The sequence below is a fragment of the Thioalkalivibrio sp. ALJ7 genome (assembly GCF_000376865.1).
Lineage (GTDB): Bacteria > Pseudomonadota > Gammaproteobacteria > Ectothiorhodospirales > Ectothiorhodospiraceae > Thioalkalivibrio.
On sequence record NZ_AQXQ01000012.1, the window covers coordinates 644,009 to 661,907 of the forward strand.

15 protein-coding genes and 1 tRNA gene are annotated in these 17,899 nt (G+C 65.5%); 4 read left to right on the forward strand and 12 right to left on the reverse strand.

The window, feature by feature from the left end; all coding sequences use genetic code 11:
- Positions 1-3: 3 nt before the first annotated feature.
- Genes lpdA through aceE form a run of 3 tightly spaced genes read right to left on the reverse strand, consistent with a single transcriptional unit; the run spans position 4 to position 5,837 of the window.
- Complete coding sequence (gene lpdA, locus D002_RS0111695; RefSeq protein ID WP_018142110.1) at positions 4-1,788, reverse strand: dihydrolipoyl dehydrogenase; 1,785 nt, start codon at positions 1,786-1,788, stop codon at positions 4-6.
- Positions 1,789-1,804: 16 nt separating this feature from the next.
- The gene (aceF, locus tag D002_RS0111700; protein WP_018142111.1) at positions 1,805-3,145 is read right to left on the reverse strand and encodes a dihydrolipoyllysine-residue acetyltransferase; all 1,341 of its coding nucleotides are present in this window, start codon (positions 3,143-3,145) and stop codon (positions 1,805-1,807) included.
- Positions 3,146-3,173: 28 nt separating this feature from the next.
- On the reverse strand, positions 3,174-5,837 hold the full coding sequence (aceE, locus tag D002_RS0111705) for a pyruvate dehydrogenase (acetyl-transferring), homodimeric type (RefSeq protein ID WP_018142112.1): 2,664 nt from the start codon (positions 5,835-5,837) through the stop codon (positions 3,174-3,176).
- A 273-nt stretch (positions 5,838-6,110) separates the two neighbouring features.
- Here aceE and rnt point away from each other — a divergent pair, with 273 nt between their 5' ends.
- Positions 6,111-6,797 (forward strand): ribonuclease T, encoded by a 687-nt coding sequence (rnt, locus tag D002_RS0111710; RefSeq protein ID WP_018142113.1) that lies wholly within the window; start codon positions 6,111-6,113, stop codon positions 6,795-6,797.
- A gap of 229 nt (positions 6,798-7,026) precedes the next feature.
- On the opposite strand, the gene grxD is transcribed toward rnt, so the two are convergent.
- From grxD to D002_RS0111755, 9 genes are all read right to left on the reverse strand, one after another.
- Positions 7,027-7,356 (reverse strand): Grx4 family monothiol glutaredoxin, encoded by a 330-nt coding sequence (gene grxD / locus D002_RS0111715; RefSeq protein WP_018142114.1) that lies wholly within the window; start codon positions 7,354-7,356, stop codon positions 7,027-7,029.
- Between the two features lie 80 nt (positions 7,357-7,436).
- Entirely contained in the window at positions 7,437-8,531 is a 1,095-nt protein-coding gene (ychF, locus tag D002_RS0111720; protein WP_018142115.1) for a redox-regulated ATPase YchF, read from the reverse strand.
- On the reverse strand, positions 8,528-9,151 hold the full coding sequence (gene pth, locus D002_RS0111725; protein WP_018142116.1) for an aminoacyl-tRNA hydrolase: 624 nt from the start codon (positions 9,149-9,151) through the stop codon (positions 8,528-8,530). The genes ychF and pth overlap by 4 nt, the downstream gene beginning before the upstream one ends.
- Before the next feature lie 24 nt (positions 9,152-9,175).
- Positions 9,176-9,886, reverse strand: a complete 711-nt coding sequence (locus D002_RS0111730) for a 50S ribosomal protein L25/general stress protein Ctc (protein ID WP_018142117.1) — start codon at positions 9,884-9,886, stop codon at positions 9,176-9,178.
- A 110-nt stretch (positions 9,887-9,996) separates the two neighbouring features.
- Complete coding sequence (locus D002_RS0111735; protein WP_018142118.1) at positions 9,997-10,953, reverse strand: ribose-phosphate diphosphokinase; 957 nt, start codon at positions 10,951-10,953, stop codon at positions 9,997-9,999.
- Between the two features lie 126 nt (positions 10,954-11,079).
- Positions 11,080-11,154: transfer RNA gene (locus D002_RS0111740), tRNA-Gln, on the reverse strand.
- A 16-nt stretch (positions 11,155-11,170) separates the two neighbouring features.
- Positions 11,171-12,046, reverse strand: a complete 876-nt coding sequence (ispE, locus tag D002_RS0111745) for a 4-(cytidine 5'-diphospho)-2-C-methyl-D-erythritol kinase (RefSeq protein WP_018142119.1) — start codon at positions 12,044-12,046, stop codon at positions 11,171-11,173.
- Positions 12,047-12,057: 11 nt separating this feature from the next.
- Positions 12,058-12,708: a lipoprotein insertase outer membrane protein LolB gene (gene lolB, locus D002_RS0111750; RefSeq protein ID WP_018142120.1), complete on the reverse strand. Its 651-nt coding sequence runs from the start codon at positions 12,706-12,708 to the stop codon at positions 12,058-12,060.
- Positions 12,709-12,719: 11 nt separating this feature from the next.
- A complete protein-coding gene (locus D002_RS0111755) occupies positions 12,720-14,465 on the reverse strand; it encodes a tetratricopeptide repeat protein (protein WP_026181688.1) in 1,746 nt (581 codons plus the stop codon).
- Positions 14,466-14,596: 131 nt separating this feature from the next.
- On the opposite strand from D002_RS0111755, the gene hemA reads away from it, so the two are divergent.
- From hemA to prmC, 3 genes are read left to right on the forward strand one after another with little or no spacing between them, the layout of a single operon-like run.
- Positions 14,597-15,895 carry a glutamyl-tRNA reductase gene (hemA, locus tag D002_RS0111760; protein WP_018142122.1) on the forward strand — a complete coding sequence of 433 codons (1,299 nt, stop codon included), beginning with the start codon at positions 14,597-14,599 and terminating at the stop codon, positions 15,893-15,895.
- Positions 15,892-16,977, forward strand: a complete 1,086-nt coding sequence (gene prfA / locus D002_RS0111765; protein WP_018142123.1) for a peptide chain release factor 1 — start codon at positions 15,892-15,894, stop codon at positions 16,975-16,977. The genes hemA and prfA overlap by 4 nt, the downstream gene beginning before the upstream one ends.
- Positions 16,977-17,831 carry a peptide chain release factor N(5)-glutamine methyltransferase gene (gene prmC / locus D002_RS0111770; protein WP_018142124.1) on the forward strand — a complete coding sequence of 285 codons (855 nt, stop codon included), beginning with the start codon at positions 16,977-16,979 and terminating at the stop codon, positions 17,829-17,831. Before prfA ends, prmC begins: the two co-directional genes overlap by 1 nt.
- Positions 17,832-17,899: the final 68 nt, after the last annotated feature.

Sequence of the window (17,899 nt, forward strand, 5' to 3'; positions counted from 1 at the left end):
GCGCTAGCGCTTCTTCGGCGGCAGGATGTCGGTAATCGACCCGTGCGCAACCTCGGCGGCAAAGGCTACGGTCTCGCTGAGCGTCGGATGCGGGTGCACGGTCAGGCCGATGTCTTCCATCTCGGCGCCCATCTCCAGCGCCAGCATGGCCTCGCCGATCAAATCGCCGGCGGACGGGCCCACAATGCCGGCCCCGATCACGCGACCTTCGGCGTCGAACAGCAGCTTGGTCATGCCATCCTCGGCACCCAGGGCGATCGCGCGGCCGGAGGCGGCCCAGGGGAACACGCCCTTGGTGTATTCGATGCCGTCGGCCTTGGCCTGCTCCTCGGTCACGCCCATCCAGGCGACCTCGGGATGGGTATAGGCCACCGACGGGATCGCGCGGGCGTCGAAGTGCACCTTGTGCCCGGCGATCACCTCGGCCGCGACCTTGCCCTCGTGGGTGGCCTTGTGCGCCAGCATCGGCTGGCCGACCACGTCGCCGATGGCGAAGATGTGCTCGACGTTGGTGCGCTGCTGGCTGTCGACCTCGATGAAGCCGCGCTCGGTCACCTGCACGCCCGCCGCCTCGGCCTTGATCTGCGCGCCGTTCGGGCTGCGTCCCACGGCGACCAGCACACGGTCGAAGGTGTCCTCTTCCGGCAGGCCCTTGGCCTCGCCCTCGAACTGGCAGACGATCCCGGCCTTGGTGGCCTTGGCCCCGTTCACCTTGCTCTTGAGGAAGATGTTCTCGAAGCGCTTCTTCGCGCGCTTCTCGAACGGGCGCACGATGTCGCGGTCCGCGCCCGGCATCAGGGTGTCGGACAGCTCGACCACTGTGACCTTGCTGCCCAGAGCCTCGTACACGCAGGCCATCTCCAGCCCAATGATGCCGCCGCCGACGACCAGCATACGCTCGGGGATCTCCGCGAGGTCCAGGGCATCGGTGGAGTCCATCACCCGCTCGTCGTCCCAGGGGAAGCCGGGCAGCTTGATCGCCTGTGAACCGACCGCGAGGATCGCGTGCTCGAAGCCGATCACCTCGCGGCCCTCGTCCCCTTCGACGGCAATGCTGTTGGCGCCGACGAACTCGCCCACACCCTGTACTACACGTACCTTGCGCTGCTTGCACAGCTGCTTGAGCCCGCCGGTCAGCTTCTTGACCGCGTTGCCCTTGTAGCCACGCAGCCCGTCGAGATCGATCTCCGGCGCGCCGAACTTGATGCCCAGAGCAGCAAAGCGCTCGGCCTCGTGCAGCACCTCGCCGGCGTGCAGCAGCGCCTTGGACGGGATGCAACCGACGTTCAGGCAGACCCCGCCGATCTGCGGGTAACGTTCGACCATCACCACATCCAGACCGAGGTCGGCCGCGCGGAACGCCGCGGTGTAACCACCGGGGCCGGAACCCAGCACCAGCACCTGGCACTGGCTGTCGGTATTCGGATCGGCGGCGGCCTTGGGCGCCGCCTTGTTCGACTCGCTCGCGGCGGCCGATTCCGGTTGCGCGGATCCGGCCTTGGCGCCACCGCCGGCCGCCCCCGCATCCTCGCCACCCGCAGAATCGCCACTGGCTTCGAGGTCCAGGAGCTTGCTGCCCTTGGATACCTTGTCCCCGACCTTCACGTGCATCTTCTTGACCGTGCCCGCCTCGGGGGCGGGCACGTCGATGGTCGCCTTGTCGGATTCCAGGGTAATCAGCGGATCCTCCGGCGCGATCTCGCTGCCCGGCTGTACCAGGACCTCGATGATCTCGACGTCCTTGAAATCCCCGATATCCGGGACCTCGATGGTCTTGGTCTGGCTCATGACAAAGCTCCGGTCGTTACAGCAGCATGCGGCGCATGTCGGACAGCAATGCGCTCAGCGTGGTGGCAAAACGGGCGCCCAGCGCGCCATCGATCACTCGGTGATCGTAGGACAGCGCCAGCGGCAAGATCAGGCGCGGCTCGAAGTCCTTGCCATTCCACACAGGCTTCATGCTGGAGCGCGACACACCGAGGATCGCGACCTCGGGGGCATTCACGATCGGGGTGAACTGGGTGCCACCGATCCCGCCGAGGCTGGAGATGGTCAGGCAGCCACCCTGCATGTCCGCGGGCTTGAGCTTCTTGTCGCGGGCACGCTGGGACAGGTCCATCAGCTCGGCGGCGATGTCGACCAGGCTCTTGCGATCCACATCGCGCACCACCGGGACGACCAGGCCGTCCGGCGTGTCCACCGCGATGCCGAGGTTGTAGTACTGCTTCAGGATCAGATTCTCGCCGGTCGCATCCAGCGAGGCATTGAAGCGCGGATACTGCTTGAGCGCGGAGACCACCGCCTTCATCAGGAACGGCAGGAAGGTGACCTTCACGCCCTTCTTCTCGTACTCGGCCTTCAGCGACTTGCGGAAGTCCTCGAGCTCAGTGATGTCGGCCTCGTCGAACTGAGTGACATGCGGGACGGTGACCCAATTGCGATGCAGGTTCTTGCCGGTGAGCTTGTTGATCTTCGACAGCGCCTGGGTCTCGATCGGGCCGAACTCGGAGAAGTCGATCTCCGGCATCGGCTCGACGCCCAGGCCGCCGCCGGCGCCCTGGCTCAGCGCGCGCTTCACAAAGCCCTGCACGTCCTCGCGCAGGATGCGGCCCTTGCGCCCGGAGCCCTCGACCTTGGTCAGGTCGACACCCAGCTCACGCGCAAACCGGCGCACCACCGGCGAGGCATGGGCCTTGCGGAAGGCCGATTCGTCGCGGATGTGCTCGGTGGGGGACGGGCGCGGTCCGTCAGCCCGGTCGGCGGCCTTGGCAGCCGCGGATTTCGGTGGTGCGGCCTTATCGGATTTGTCCGCTGCGGCCTTCTCGGCCGCTGGCTGCTTAGCGGAGGCCTCGTCCTTCGAGGCTTCTTCCTTCTTCGCGGAATCGGCCTCGGCCGCGCCCTCCTCGGCGGGTTCCAGCTCCAGGATCGGATCGCCCTGGTTGACCCGATCGCCCGCTTTCACTTTCAGCGCCTTCACGGTGCCGCCCTGGGGCGCCGGGATCTCGATGGAGGCCTTGTCGGACTCCAGCGTAATCAGCGGATCCTCGGGGGCCACGCTGTCACCGGGGCTCACGATGACCTCAATGATCTCAACGTCCTTGAAGTCGCCGATATCCGGGACGTGCACAGTAGTCGTGTTGCTCATGTCTGCTCCTGCCTCGGGTCCGACGGCCTCAAGCCTTCAACGGATTGGGCCGTTCGACGTCGATCTTGTACTTCTTGATCGCGTCGGAGACGGTCTTGATCTCAACGGTCCCGGCATCGGCCAGGGCCTTCAGCGCCGCCACCGCGATGTGGTAGCGATCCACCTCGAAGTGACGGCGCAGCGCGGCCCGGGTATCCGATCGGCTAAAGCCATCCGTCCCCAGCACGCGGTAATCTGCCGGCACCCAGGCGCGGATCTGGTCCGCGTAGGCCTGTACATAGTCCGTGGCGGCAATGACCGGGTCCTCCGAGCCACCCAGGCACTCTTCCACCCAAGCCTTGCGCGGCTTGGCTTCGGGGTTCAACCGTGCATGGCGATCGACATCGCGGCCATCGCGTGCCAGCTCGTTGAAGCTGGTCGCACTCCAGACCTCCGCGGCCACGCCAAAGTCCTTGTCCAGAAGTTCGGCGGCGGCGATGGCCTCGCGCAGGATGGTCCCGGAGCCCAGCAGGCGCACCTTCTTTTTCTTGCGCCCACCCGCCTGCAGCCGGTACAGGCCACGACGGATGCCCTCCTCGGCACCCTTCGGCATGGCCGGCTGCGGGTAGTTCTCGTTCATCACGGTGATGTAGTAGAAGACGCTTTCCTGCTCCGCGTACATGCGGCGCATGCCGTCCTGCACGATCACCGCCAGTTCATAGGCGAAGGTCGGGTCGTAGGCGATGCAGTTGGGCACGTTGGCGGCCATCATCAGGCTGTGGCCGTCGTCGTGCTGCAGGCCCTCGCCGGCCAGCGTGGTGCGCCCGGCAGTCGCCCCCATCAGGAAGCCGCGGGCACGCATGTCGCCGGCGGCCCAGATCAGGTCGCCGATACGCTGGAAGCCGAACATCGAATAGAAGATGTAGAACGGCACCATCGCCACGCCATGCGTGGAGTAGGACGTGGCCGCCGCGATCCAGGAGGACATGGAACCGGCCTCGTTGATCCCCTCTTCCAGGATCTGGCCCTTCTTGTCCTCCTTGTAATACATCACCTGGTCCTTGTCCTGCGGCTCGTAGAGCTGGCCGACCGAGGAGTAGATCCCCAGCTGGCGGAACAGCCCTTCCATGCCGAAGGTACGCGCCTCGTCGGGCACGATCGGGACGATGTTCTTGCCGATCTTCTTGTCGCGGGCGAGCAGCGTCAGCAGGCGAACGAAAGCCATGGTGGTGGACATCTCGCGCTCGCCGGAGGCCTCCAGCAGACCGTTGAAGGCGTCCAGCCCGGGGATCTCGAGCGGTGTCGCCAGCGGGCGGCGCACGGGCAGGTGACCGCCCAGGTCGTTGCGCCGCGCGTTCATGTACTTCATCTCTTCCGAATCGGGATCCGGCTTGATGTATTCGGCTTTCTCCACCTGCTCGTCGGACAGCGGGATGTTGAAGCGGTCGCGGAACTGCCTCATGTCCTCCGCGTCCATCTTCTTCTGGCTGTGAGTGCGGTTCTGGGCCTCGCCCGCCGCGCCCATGCCGTAGCCCTTCACGGTGTGCGCGAGGATCACGGTCGGCTGACCCTTGTGCTCGGCCGCCGCCTTGTAGGCTGCATAGACCTTGACCGGGTCATGGCCACCGCGATTCAGACGCCAGATGTCCTCGTCGGACATGTTGGCGACCATGCGCTTGAGTTCGGGATACTTGCCGAAGAAGTGCTCGCGCACGTAGGCGCCGTCGCGCGACTTGTAGTTCTGGTAGTCGCCGTCGACCGCTTCCATCATGCGTTTCTGCAGCAGACCGTCGGTATCCCTGGCCAGCAGCGGATCCCAGTAACGACCCCACAGGACCTTGACCACGTTCCAGCCGGCGCCGCGGAAGATCGCCTCCAGCTCCTGGATGATCTTGCCATTGCCACGCACCGGGCCATCCAGGCGCTGCAGGTTGCAGTTCACCACCCAGGTCAGGTTGTCCAGCTTCTCGCGCGAGGCCAGGGTGATCGCACCCAGGGTCTCCGGCTCGTCCACCTCACCGTCGCCGACAAAGCTCCACACGCGGCGGTTCTCGGTCTGCGCGAGGCCCCGATCCTGCAGATAGCGCATGAAGCGCGCCTGGTAGATGCTCATGATCGGCCCGAGCCCCATGGACACGGTCGGGAACTGCCAGAAGTCCGGCATCAGCCATGGGTGCGGGTAGGAGGACAGGCCCTTGCCGTCCACCTCGCGACGGAAGTGGTCCAGCTGTTCCTCGGTCAGGCGGCCTTCCATGAACGCGCGGGCATAGATGCCCGGCGAGGAATGCCCTTGGGCAAAAAGCAGGTCGCCGCCGTGGTCATGCGCTGGGGCATGCCAGAAGTGGTTGAAGCCCACGTCGTACAAAGTCGCGGCCGAGGCGAAGGTCGCGATGTGTCCGCCCAGCTCGGAAGAGGCTCGATTGGCCTTGACCACCATCGCCATCGCGTTCCAGCGAATATAGGAGCGGATGCGATGTTCCACCGCACTGTCACCCGGATATTCCGGCTCCAGGTGCGTGGGAATCGTATTCACGTAGGCGGTGTTGGCGGAATACGGGAGATAGGCCCCGCTGCGGCGCGCCTTGTCGACCAGTCGCTCAAGGAGGGCGTGGGCCCGTTCCGGGCCATCCGTCTCCAGCACGGAGGCCAGGGCGTCAATCCACTCCTGAGTCTCCTGCGGGTCGATATCGTGTTCGGTCGCGTTCGGGTCCATGCTCTACCCCTGAAAACGGGTTGGGAATCGGATTGCCACTACGAGGCCATGCCACCGGGCCTTCGGGCATTTGCTACCATGCGCCGGTGTCGGGCGGGCATAAAAGGCGCAAGTATCCCGACTGCGCCGCCAATAGGTCAAGCGAAAGCCCCTTATGGCGCCGAACGTCGGTAAAATATGCGGCAAAATCCGCAAACACCCAGAAAGCTGGCCCACTCGTTCGCCGCGACCGAACAACCCGCGAAACACCCCTCATCGAGACCGAGCAAAACCATGGCCGAACCCGTCCAGCTGGACCCGCAGCACCGCCCGATGGCGAACCGTTTCCGCGGCTTTTTGCCCGTCGTGGTGGACGTGGAAACCGGGGGCTTCGACTGCCACCGCCATGCGCTCCTGCAAGTAGCCGCCGTGTTCTTGCGTCGCGACGAACAGGACCACCTGGTGCGCGACCGCACCGTCAGCCTGCATGTGCGCCCCTACGAAGGCTCGGAGATGGACCCGAAGTCCCTGGAAGTGAATGGCATTGACCCGTATCACCCGCTACGGGCGGCCTGGCCCGAAGATCAGGCGATGGGCAAGCTGTTCAGCGAAGTCCGCCGCGAAGTGAAGGTAAACCACTGCAAGCGCGCGATCCTGGTCGGGCACAATGCCCACTTCGATCTCGGCTTTGTGCATACCGCCGCCGAGCGCTGCGGGATCAAACGCAACCCCTTCCATCCGTTCAGCAGCCTGGACACGGTGTCGCTGTCCGCACTCGCGTTTGGCCAGACCGTGCTGGCACGGGCGGCTGATGCAGCGGGAATCGGCTGGGACACCGAATCCGCCCACAGCGCTGCCTTCGATGCAGAAAAGACGGCGGATATCTTCTGCCAGATCGCCAACCGCTGGCAGGACGGCATCGGAGTGCCGCAACCGGCGCTGCGCCTGCCCGAGCCGGAAGAGCTACCGCCCGGAAGCTGACCGCGACTCGGGGCAACATCACGCAGATCGCCACGGCCCCGGACGGGGCCTCGCGATGACACAACCGCAACCCCGTCATTGCGAACCCCGCAGGGGTGAAGCAATCTCCCGGCGCGGGCACGAAGCGGGATCAGGTGGTCACGTTAGGAGATCGCCACGGCCCCAGACGGGGCCTCGCGATGACGATGCTGGGGTGTGCCGCAGCCGAGTAGCCGCGGCACGACATGCCTTAGCTCGCGGCGCGCTTGGCGTGGGCCGCGTCAACCATCTTCTTCAGGTCGCCGCTCTCGAACATCTCCAGCGTGATGTCGCAACCACCGACCAGCTCACCGTCGATATAGACCTGCGGGAAGGTCGGCCAGTCGGCAAACCGGGGCAGATTCTGCATCACTTCCTGGTCGGCGATCACGTTCACATAGCCGAACTCCTGGTCACAACGCTTGAGCGCCTCGACCGCACGGCTGGAGAAGCCGCACATGGGGAACTGCGGCGTGCCTTTCATGAAGATCACCACCGGATTGTCTTCCACCTGCTGGCGAATCCGATCCATTACATCCATTACTGTACTCCCGAAATTTGGTGCCAAGATTGGTGCCCGATCACCCGAAAGCGGTCGAGGCGAGTGACCTAGTGTGACGCTCAGACATTGAAGCGGAAATGTACCACGTCACCCTCTTTCAACAAGTATTCCTTGCCTTCGAGGCGCCATTTCCCCGCGTCCTTTGCGCCCTGTTCGCCGTTGTGCTCGACGAAGTCCTCATACCCGACGACCTCGGCGCGGATAAAACCGCGCTCGAAATCCGTGTGGATCACGCCCGCTCCTTGCGGCGCGGTGGAGCCCTGGCGCACGGTCCAGGCCCGCACTTCCTTCTCGCCGGCGGTGAAGAAGGTCTGCAGTTCAAGCAGGCGATAGGCGGTACGGATCACACGGTCCAGGCCCGGCTCGGCCAGCCCCAGATCGGCGATGAACTCCGCCCGCTCGTCCGGATCGAGCACGGCGATTTCGGCCTCAATGGCGGCACAGACACTCACCACTTCGGCGCCCTCCTCGGCCGCCTTCGCCTGCACCACTTCGACCATCGTATTACCGTCAACCAGGGAGGCCTCGTCCACGTTGGCGATGTACATCATCGGCTTGATCGTCAACAGATGCAGGTCATACAGCAACCGCCGCTCGTCCTCGTCGAGATCCTGGGCCCGCGCGGGAATCCCCTGATCGAGGCCTGCCGCCACTTTCTCGGCAGCCTTCAGCTGAGCGATGGCCGTTTTGTCCTGCGACTTGGCCGCACGCGCCAGACGATTGAGCGCTTTGTTGGCGGTTTCCAGGTCCGCCAGCATCAGTTCGGTGCTGATGGTCTCGATATCGGAGATCGGATCCACCTTGCCGGCGACGTGCACGATGTCGTCGTCCTCGAAACAACGCACCACCTGAGCGATCGCATCGGTCTCGCGGATGTGCGCGAGGAACTGGTTGCCCAGCCCCTCGCCTTGCGCGGCCCCGGCGACCAGGCCCGCGATGTCCACAAACTCGACCGTCGTCGGCAGTGTGCGCTGCGGCTTCACGATCTCGGTCAGCCGCGTCAACCGCGGGTCCGGGACCTCCACCACACCCACGTTGGGATCGATGGTGCAGAAGGGGTAGTTCTCCGCGGCGATCTCCGCACGCGTGAGGGCATTGAACAGGGTGGACTTGCCGACATTCGGCAGGCCCACGATCCCGCATTTAAGACTCATCGTGTTTCCTCGGAATTCGTGGCCGGCTTCGGGCTGCCGCCATGCAGATTGCGCACCGCCTCGTCCCAGCGCCCGGCCACCAGCGCAGGCACCTGATCCAGGGCCTTGTCGATGGCCTCCTCGATCACCTGCGTATCGGCCTTGCCGGGACGGTCCAGCACGAAGGGCACCACATCATCGCGATGCCCCGGGTGGCCGATGCCAACCCGCAGCCGGGCGTAGTTCGGGCCGCCCAGGTGTCGATGCAGATCCCGCAGGCCATTGTGGCCGCCATGCCCGCCACCCATCTTCAGCCGCACCACACCCGGATCGAGGTCCAGTTCGTCATGGACGATCAGGATAGCCTCGGGGGGTATACGGTAGAAATCGGCACACTTGCGCACCGGCAGGCCACTCTTGTTCATGAAGCTCATGGGTTTGAGCAGCCAGCAGTCGCCCGCGGGCAGATTGAGGCGGGCCGCCTCGCCATCGAAACGGCTCTCGGGGCGAAAGTCCGCGGCATACCGTCGGGCCAGGGCATCCACAAACCAGAAGCCCGCGTTATGCCGGGTCTCGGCGTAACGCGGGCCTGGATTGCCCAGCCCGACCAGCAGGCGGATCGGCTCGGGTCGGATCGACATCGGTCAGACGGAAAGCCGCAAGGCTTACTCCTTGCCCTCGGACTCCGACTCGTCGTCGCCGGAGGCCTCTTCGCCATCGGCGGCTTCCTCACCACCTTCAGATTCCGCGGCCTCGGCTTCGCCTTCTTCGCCCTCTTCCTCATCGGCCTTGGCAGCACGCGGCAGTACCACGCTGACCACAGCGTAGTCGTAGTCCTCGCCATGCATCAGGGCCACGCTCTGCACACCTTCCGGCAGCTTCAGCTCGGAGACGTGCAGGGTGTCACCGACGTCCATCTCGATCACGTCGATATCGATGGACTCGGGCAGATCACCCGGCAGACACTCGACCTCAAGCTCGTTGATCATCCGGCTCACCATGCCACCGCTCAGCTTCACACCCTTGCACTCTTCCTCGTTGTGGAAGTGCAGCGGCACGCTGACGCGGATCGGCTGGTTCGCGCTCACGCGCATCAGATCGACGTGGTAGATGGTCGGTTTGAACGGATGGCGCTGCACATCACGCAGAATCGCCTTCTCGGTCTTGCCATCCAGCTTCACACTCAGGATGTGCGAGTAGAACGCATCTTCCTTCAGGTTATGGACCATCGCGTTGTGATCCAGCGTGATGGACACCGCGTCCTTATCTGCCCCGTACAGAATGGCGGGCAGCTTGCCGGCGCGACGCAGGCGGCGGCTCGCACGCGAACCCTGTTCGTCCCGCTTCTCGGCTTCAATCGTAAAACTCATGCTCATTGCTACAGTCTCCAAAATGAAAGGCGCTTCACCCGAAGCGCCCTGAACACACCCCGCCCGCGACCAGGCGGGGCGCTAAATGGGAGGCGACCCTCCCGAATTCTTGTTCGCTAGTCCATAAACAGCGAACTGACGGATTCTTCGCGATTGATGCGGCGGATGGTCTCCGCCAGCATCTCCGCGACCGACAACTGGCGGATCTTCTCGCAGCTCTGCGCGTTGGGCCGCAAGGCCAGCGTGTCCGTCACCACCAGCTCGTCAAGCGCCGAACCGTTTATGTTATCAATTGCTGCGCCGGAAAGCACGGGATGAGTGGCATAGGCCATCACCGAGTGCGCGCCATGCTCCTTCAGGGCCTTCGCCGCCTGACACAGCGTACCGGCCGTATCCACCAGATCATCGATGATGATGCAGGACTTGCCACGCACGTCGCCGATGATATGCATCACTTCGGACTCGTTGGCGCGCGGACGGCGCTTGTCGATAATCGCCAGGTCCGCGTCGTCCAGGCGTTTGGCGATCGCCCGCGCACGCACCACCCCGCCAACATCCGGCGACACCACGGTCAGATCACCCGAAACATGGCGCCAGACATCGCCCAATAGCACCGGAGAGGCATAGATGTTGTCTACCGGAACGTTGAAAAAGCCCTGGACCTGGTCGGCGTGCACGTCGATGGTCAGCACGCGATCCGCGCCCACTGCCTCGATCATATTGGCGACCACCTTGGCCGAGATCGGCACCCGCGCCGAACGCACCCGGCGGTCCTGCCGGGCGTAGCCGAAGTACGGGATCACCGTGGTGATGCGGCCGGCGGAGGCGCGGCGAAGCGCGTCCACCATGATCACCAACTCCATGATGTTTTCGTTGGTCGGCTGACCGGTCGGCTGAATCAGGAACACGTCGCGTCCGCGAACGTTCTCCAGGATCTCGACCTGAACTTCGCCATCGCTGAAGCGGCCCACGGTCGCCTTGCCCATCGGCAGGCCGAGGTGTTCCGCGACACCCTGCGCCAGACGCGGGTTGGCGTTCCCCGCGAAGATCATCATACGACTCTTGTCGACCACGGTTTTTCCCGGTCTGGATGGATATGGAGCGGACGGCTTTGTCGCGCAGGCTCCAAATTATAGACCCCGGTGCTGGGCCGGGGTCTTGATGGTTGGCCTCGCGCCTTTCTGGCGCGAAGCGGTTGTTGGCTGGGCCGGCAGGATTCGAACCTGCGCATGGCGGGATCAAAACCCGCTGCCTTACCGCTTGGCTACGGCCCAATATCTCGCTGAACTCTCAAATTGTACTGTCAGGGCTGGCGCCGCGCTGCGGCAGCCAGGCCTGTAAAGGCGACGCGTTCATCAGCGGCGTCACCCAGCTCCGCCACGGGGCGGGTTGCGTGGCTTGTGCGTTTCGGGCTGCCCCTTCGTCGGGGAATATCCCGAAGATGCATCCACCACTCCCGCTCAGGTGCGCGCGCGGCGTCTGATCCGCCAGCCAGGTCAGGGCCCGGTCGACCTCCGGATAACGTGATCGAACGACCGGTTCAAACACGTTCACGAATCGCTCCGCTTCGAGCGCGGACGAAATTGTCTCGGTGGGGCAGTCCCGTGTCAATTCCGCACACCCGAACATCGCACCAGTGGAAACCGAAACGCCTGGGTCAATCAGCAGGACCCAGCCCGTATCCGGGTCTACGGGCGCCAGACGCTCACCCACCCCTTCAGCCCAGGCGGCATGCCCCGCGACAAACACGGGAACATCGGCCCCCAGCCCCAATCCAATCGCGGCAAGCCGTTCGACCGAACACCCCTGGTCGAAAAGAAAATTCAGCGCCACCAAGGTCGTGGCCGCGTCCGAACTGCCGCCCCCCAGGCCACCGCCTACCGGGATCCGCTTGTCGAGGTGGATACGCACTCCGAAGGGATTCCCGGTCTCCGCAGCCAGATCGCGGGCGGCCCGCAAGCAGAGATTATCGACCCCATCGATGGGCTCGCCGGCCATTTCGAATCGCCCAGCGGACAACGGCTCAAAGCGCAGGGTGTCGGCCAACCCAAGAAATTGAAACACCGTCTGCAGTTCATGGTACCCGTCCGGACGGCGGGCGGTGATATGCAAGAAACGATTGATCTTGGCCGAGGCCGGAAAATTCGTATCGAATGGATCTGCCACAGGTGCCCCGGCTAAAACGCTTCGTCGGTCCCGAACTGCCACCGCCCGATGCGCGCACGCAGCTCAACATCGTCGCGCGTCAGCACCATAGCCACTGGCATGGGCACCCCATCGATCTCTTCAAACTCGTTGTATTCGATGCTCCAGCCGGACTGCTGAATCTGCAGCGGGCGCCCATCCGCATCGACATCCAGCTGATAGGAGGCCTCCGGGTGCAGCAGGCCGCGCACCCAGTACTGCATCCCGCTGACCGGGATCGACTCGCCTAGAACCTGGGCCACCAACGCATCGGGGTCACGCGCCTGAAAGCGTTCGCCACTGCGGGTCACCAGCAACGCGCGACCGCTGTCCGACAATGTCAGGCGACCACCGCCACGCCCCATCGGGCCAGACAGGTCCAGCACCTGCTGCCCCTCCTGCACCCGCCAGTTGAGCTGCGCCGACCAGTACTCCTCCCCGGAGGCCAGCCCCAGACGCGCCACCAACCGCCAACTATCCAGCGCCTCCAGATACTGGGCACGCTCCTCGAAGGCCGCCTCCGCCGCGGGCGAAGTGTCCACGTCGGGCATGGGCGCGGCACACCCGGCAAGCAGCAAGACGCCCGCGATCAGGAGCCCCGCCGGCCCCGCCAGTGTCGAGGGCCGCCCCTGCCCGGTCGCCATTCCCCTTTGGCTCATTCAGCCAGCTCGTCACGCACACGCTGGAGACGTTCATGGTCCGGCTCGCGCTCCAGTGCCGCCTCCAGGATTGCACGCGCCTCCTCGCGGTCGCCCCGCTCCCACAGCACCACCGCCAGATTGCTGGCAATCTCGCCATCCGGCATCAGCTCGTAGGCGCGCCGCAGCTGGGTCTCGGCTTCTTCCAGCCGACCCAGCCGATAAAGCACCCAGCCATAACTGTCGACAATCGCGGCGTCATCCGGCTCTTGCTCGTAGGCCCGCAGGATCAGTTCGTAGGCCTCCTCGAAGCGTTCGGTCCGGTCCGCCAGGGTGTAACCAAGCGCATTCAACGCCGCGACGTTTTCCGGGTCGGATTCAAGGATGGCACGGAAGTCTGCCTCGGCCGCATCGATGTCGTCCTCCCGCTCGTGCACCAGGCCGCGCAGATAGAGCAGCCGGGTATCACCCGGGAATTGCACCAGCCCTCGATTCAGACGGCCGCGGGCCTCGGCATAGTCACCCATCTCGCGCAGGATGTTCGCCTCCGCCAGATAGGCACGCCGGGCCAGATCCTCGTCCACCCCCTGCTGCATCGGGTCAAACAGGGCACGGGCAACCTCGGACCCATCGCGCTCAAGGGTCAGGCGGGCCGTGCGCAAACGCGCATCGTCGACGTAGTCCCCGGTCTCGACCCGGGCGTAGGCCGCCAGCGCGGCCTCCGGCTCGTCGGCCATCTCGTGCAAGCGACCGAGGTAGTAGGCCACCTCGTGTTCACGCTCGCCCCGGGCGTCCAGCCGTTCAAGATAATCCCGCGCCGGCTCCAACTGTTCCGCCTCGAGATTCATCAGCGCCAGGGCCAGCAGCAACTGGGTATCCTCCGGGGCCGCCTCAACCAGGCGGTCCATCTCCTGACGGGCGAAGTCACCATCGTCATGTTCCGCGAGGACGCGCGCATACCCCATACGGGCCTCACGGCTGTCCGGATGCGCCTCCACCGTGGCGCGCAGGATCTCCATCGCGGCCTCGACTTCGCCCGCCTCTCGCAGCGCCCGTGCGTGCAGCAACTGCAAGGGCACCGATTCCGGGAATCGCTCGGTAGCGCGCTCCGTCACCGTCAACACATCCGCGCCCGGATCGGCGAAACGCAGCGCGGCCTCGGCATGTACCCGATGAACACCCACATCGTCGCTACGGCGCTCGCTCAGCAGGCGCATGGTTTCCAGCGCCGCCGCACGGTCCTGCACCTGGCCGATCACACCACCCAGCGTGGGATAGGGATCCGAACCCTCCGCCAGTAGACGATCCATTAGGGAATCCAGTTGCTCGGCGGCCTGCTCGGCATCCCCGGTGTTGATGCGCAACACGGTAGAGACCTGGCTGGCGTCCAGACTGTCGGGTGCCAGGCGCAGCCAGCGGTCCGCCGATTGTTGTGCCTGGGCGAAATCGCGTGCGAAAAGTGCAATCCGGGTCGCTCGCTCGGCGATCGCCGGATCGTCACTCAACAGAGCGGCCGCCCCGTAGTACCGCGCCGCCTCGGCCTCCTGCCCGGAACGCACCGCGATCTCCGCGATCAGCACGCTGAACATTAGCGCGGCCTCCGGGTCCTCGACCTGAGTCAAGGCCCGGACCTCGGGGCGATCCGACTCCGGGGCTTCGGAGGCGTCCAGTGGGCTATGCGCGCAACCGGCCAGGGAGAGCATGGCGATGAGCGCGAGCAGGCTTCGAATCATGTTGTATCCAGTCGGAATCAGTACAGGCATATCGGATGGGACGGGGCATCCACCCTCGGGGTTCCATGGCAGAGAAAGAGACTGTAGCCAACCCTACAGCACAGTACACTATCGGGAAATTGGGCCACGCGCCCCGGTTTTCCGGCACAATACGCGCCAGCATGCTGTTCACTCTTGGGATCAATCACAAAACGGCGCCGGTCGCGATCCGCGAACGACTGTCCGTTAACCAGAACGAGCTTGGCGAGGCCCTACACTCGCTACGCTCCGGCGTGCTATTGCCGGAAACCGCGATCCTGTCCACCTGCAACCGCACCGAGGTGTACTTCCGTGAGGGTGGTCAGCACAGCGACCAGCGCGTGCTCGACTGGATCGGCGGCTACCACGGCATCGACCGCGACGAACTCAAGCCTTATCTCTACCTGCACCACGACGGCTCCGCAGTGCGCCATGCCTTGCGCGTAGCGAGCGGACTGGACTCCATGGTCCTGGGCGAGCCGCAGATCCTCGGGCAGATGAAGACGGCCTACCAGTACGCCCACGATGCCGGCACGCTGGGACGCTCGCTGGAACGCCTGTTCCAGCACGCCTTCGCCACCGCCAAGGACGTACGCACCCAGACCGCTATCGGTCAGAGCGCGGTCTCGGTGGCCTTTGCGGCGGTCTCACTGGCGCGCCAGATTTTCGGTGACCTGAAACCGCTCACCGCGCTGGTCATCGGTGCCGGCGAGACCATCGAACTGGCCCTGCAGCACCTCTCCGGCGGCGGGATCGGCAACGTGATCGTCGCCAACCGAACGGCCGAGCGTGCCCGCGCCGTGGCCGGGCGTTTCGACGCCGAGGCGGTCAGCCTGGATCAGCTCCCCGAGCGCCTGGCGGAGGCCGACATCGTCATCTCCTCCACCGCTGCCCCGCTACCGATCCTGGGCAAGGGTGCGGTCGAGCGCGCCTTGCGCAAGCGCCGCCACAAACCGATGTTCATGGTCGACATTGCCGTGCCGCGCGACATCGAACCCGAGGTCGGGCAGCTCGAGGACGTCTACCTCTACACCGTCGACGACCTGCAGGAAGTGATCGACGAGAACATGGCCTCGCGCCACGCCGCCGCCGAACAGGCCGAGGAGATCATTGCTCAGCGCGCCGGCGAGTTCATGCGCTGGCTGCGCGCCCGCGATTCCGTGGACAGCATCCGCCAGCTACGTCAGCGCGCCGACAGCGTGAAGGCCGAGTCGCTGGCCAAAGCCGAGGCGATGCTGCGCGCCGGCAAATCCCCCGAGGAAGCACTGCAACTGCTCGCGCACAACCTGACCAACAAGCTGATGCATGCCCCCTGCAAGTCACTGAACGCCGCCGCTCACGAAGGCAACGCACGGTTGCTGGAGGCCGCTCACCAGCTGTTCCAGCTGCCCGCACCGGAAGACGACCCCGGCGACGATTCCGACCCCGGCCCCCACTCGTGAAGGCCTCGTTCCAGACCAAGCTCGAAGGCCTGGCCGAACGCCATGCCGAGATCGCGCAACTGCTGTCGACCCCGGACGCCGCCGAGGACCCCGACCAGCTGCGCCGCCTGTCCCAGGAATACAGCCAGCTGGAGCCGGTCGCCGCGGCCTGGAAGGCCTGGCACGACAACCACGCCGCACTGGACGAGGCGCGCGCGATGCTCGCGGAGGACGACCCCGACCTGCGCGCGATGGCCGAGGCCGAGATCGACACCCTGAACGAGCAGACCGAGGCCCTGGAGGCCGAACTCTACCGTCACCTGATCCCGAAGGACCCGCACGACAACGCCAACGTGTTCCTCGAGATCCGCGCCGGCACCGGCGGCGACGAGGCCGCCATCTTCGCCGGCGACCTGCTGCGCATGTACACCCGCTACGCCGAACAGCAGGGCTGGAAGCTGGAGATCCTCAGCGCCAGCGAGGGCGAGCACGGCGGCTACCGCGAGGTAATCGGGCGCCTGGCCGGCCAGGGCGCCTTCTCGCGACTCAAGTTCGAATCCGGCGCCCACCGCGTGCAGCGCGTCCCGGAGACCGAATCCCAGGGCCGCATCCACACCTCCGCGGCCACGGTCGCCATCCTGCCAGAGCTGGACGAGGTCGAGATGCCGGATATCAACCCGGCCGACCTGCGCGTGGACACCTTCCGCGCCTCCGGGGCCGGCGGCCAGCACGTTAACAAGACCGACTCCGCGATCCGCCTGACCCACCTGCCCACCGGCATCGTGGTCGAGTGCCAGGAAGAACGCTCGCAGCACAAGAATCGCGCCAAGGCGATGACCTACCTCGCCGCCCGCCTGTTCGAGGCCGAGCGCGAGGCCCAGGCCGCCGCGCAAAGCGCCGAACGCAAGAGCCTGGTCGGCAGCGGCGACCGCTCCGAGCGCATTCGCACCTACAACTTCCCGCAGGGCCGCGTGACCGACCACCGCATCAACCTGACCCTGTACAAGCTGGAACAGGTGATGACCGGCGACCTCGACCCGGTAATCGACCCGCTGATCCACGAATACCAGGCCGAGCAGCTCGCTACCCTCGCCGAAGCCTGATGCCCGCGACTTCGACCCTGGACGCGTTGCTGCAGGAACTGCGTGCCCGGCTGCAGGCCGCCGGGATCGAAACGCCCGGACTGGAGGCCCGCATGCTGCTGGGCGCCGCCACTGGTCTGGACACCGCGCAACTGATCGCCCACGGCACCGACCCCGCCACGGCCGAGCAGGCCGCCCGAGCCGACACGCTCAGCCAGCGCCGCTGCGCCGGCGAGCCCATGGCCCACATCCTCGGTCGGCGCGCCTTCTGGACGCTGGACCTGGGCGTTTCCCCCGCCTGCCTGATCCCGCGACCCGAAACCGAGCTCCTGGTGGGGCAGGCCCTTGCCATACTCGCCACTTGCGATACCGAGGCCCCGAGGGTGCTGGATCTGGGAACCGGTCCGGGCACCATCATCCTGGCACTGTTAAGCGAACGGCCAGGCCTGCAGGCCTTCGCCAGCGATCACAGCCACGAGGCGCTCCTGCAAGCCAAAGCCAACGCCCACGAACTGGGGCTGTCGGTTCACCTATGGCAGGGGGACTGGCTCGGTGCAGTAACCCGGCAGCGTGGCTTCGACCTGATCGCCTGCAATCCACCCTACATCGACCCCGACGACCCGCACCTGACGCGCGGCGATCTGCGTTTCGAGCCGCGCACCGCCCTTGCCGCAGAGGAGCAGGGCCTCGCCGACCTGCACCGGGTGATCGACAGCGCCCGCGAACACCTGAACCCGGGCGGCTGGCTGCTGCTGGAGCACGGCTTCGACCAGGGCGAGCCGGTGCGCCAACGGCTGCGGACCACGGGATATCAGGCGGTCCGCACCCTGCGGGACACCGCCGGTCACGAGCGCACCAGCCTGGGTAAGATCTGAACGCCCGCGCCTGGGGCTACCTCCAGAAGAAGAAAAAAGGCCCCGGCGATCTCGCCAGGGCCAACCCT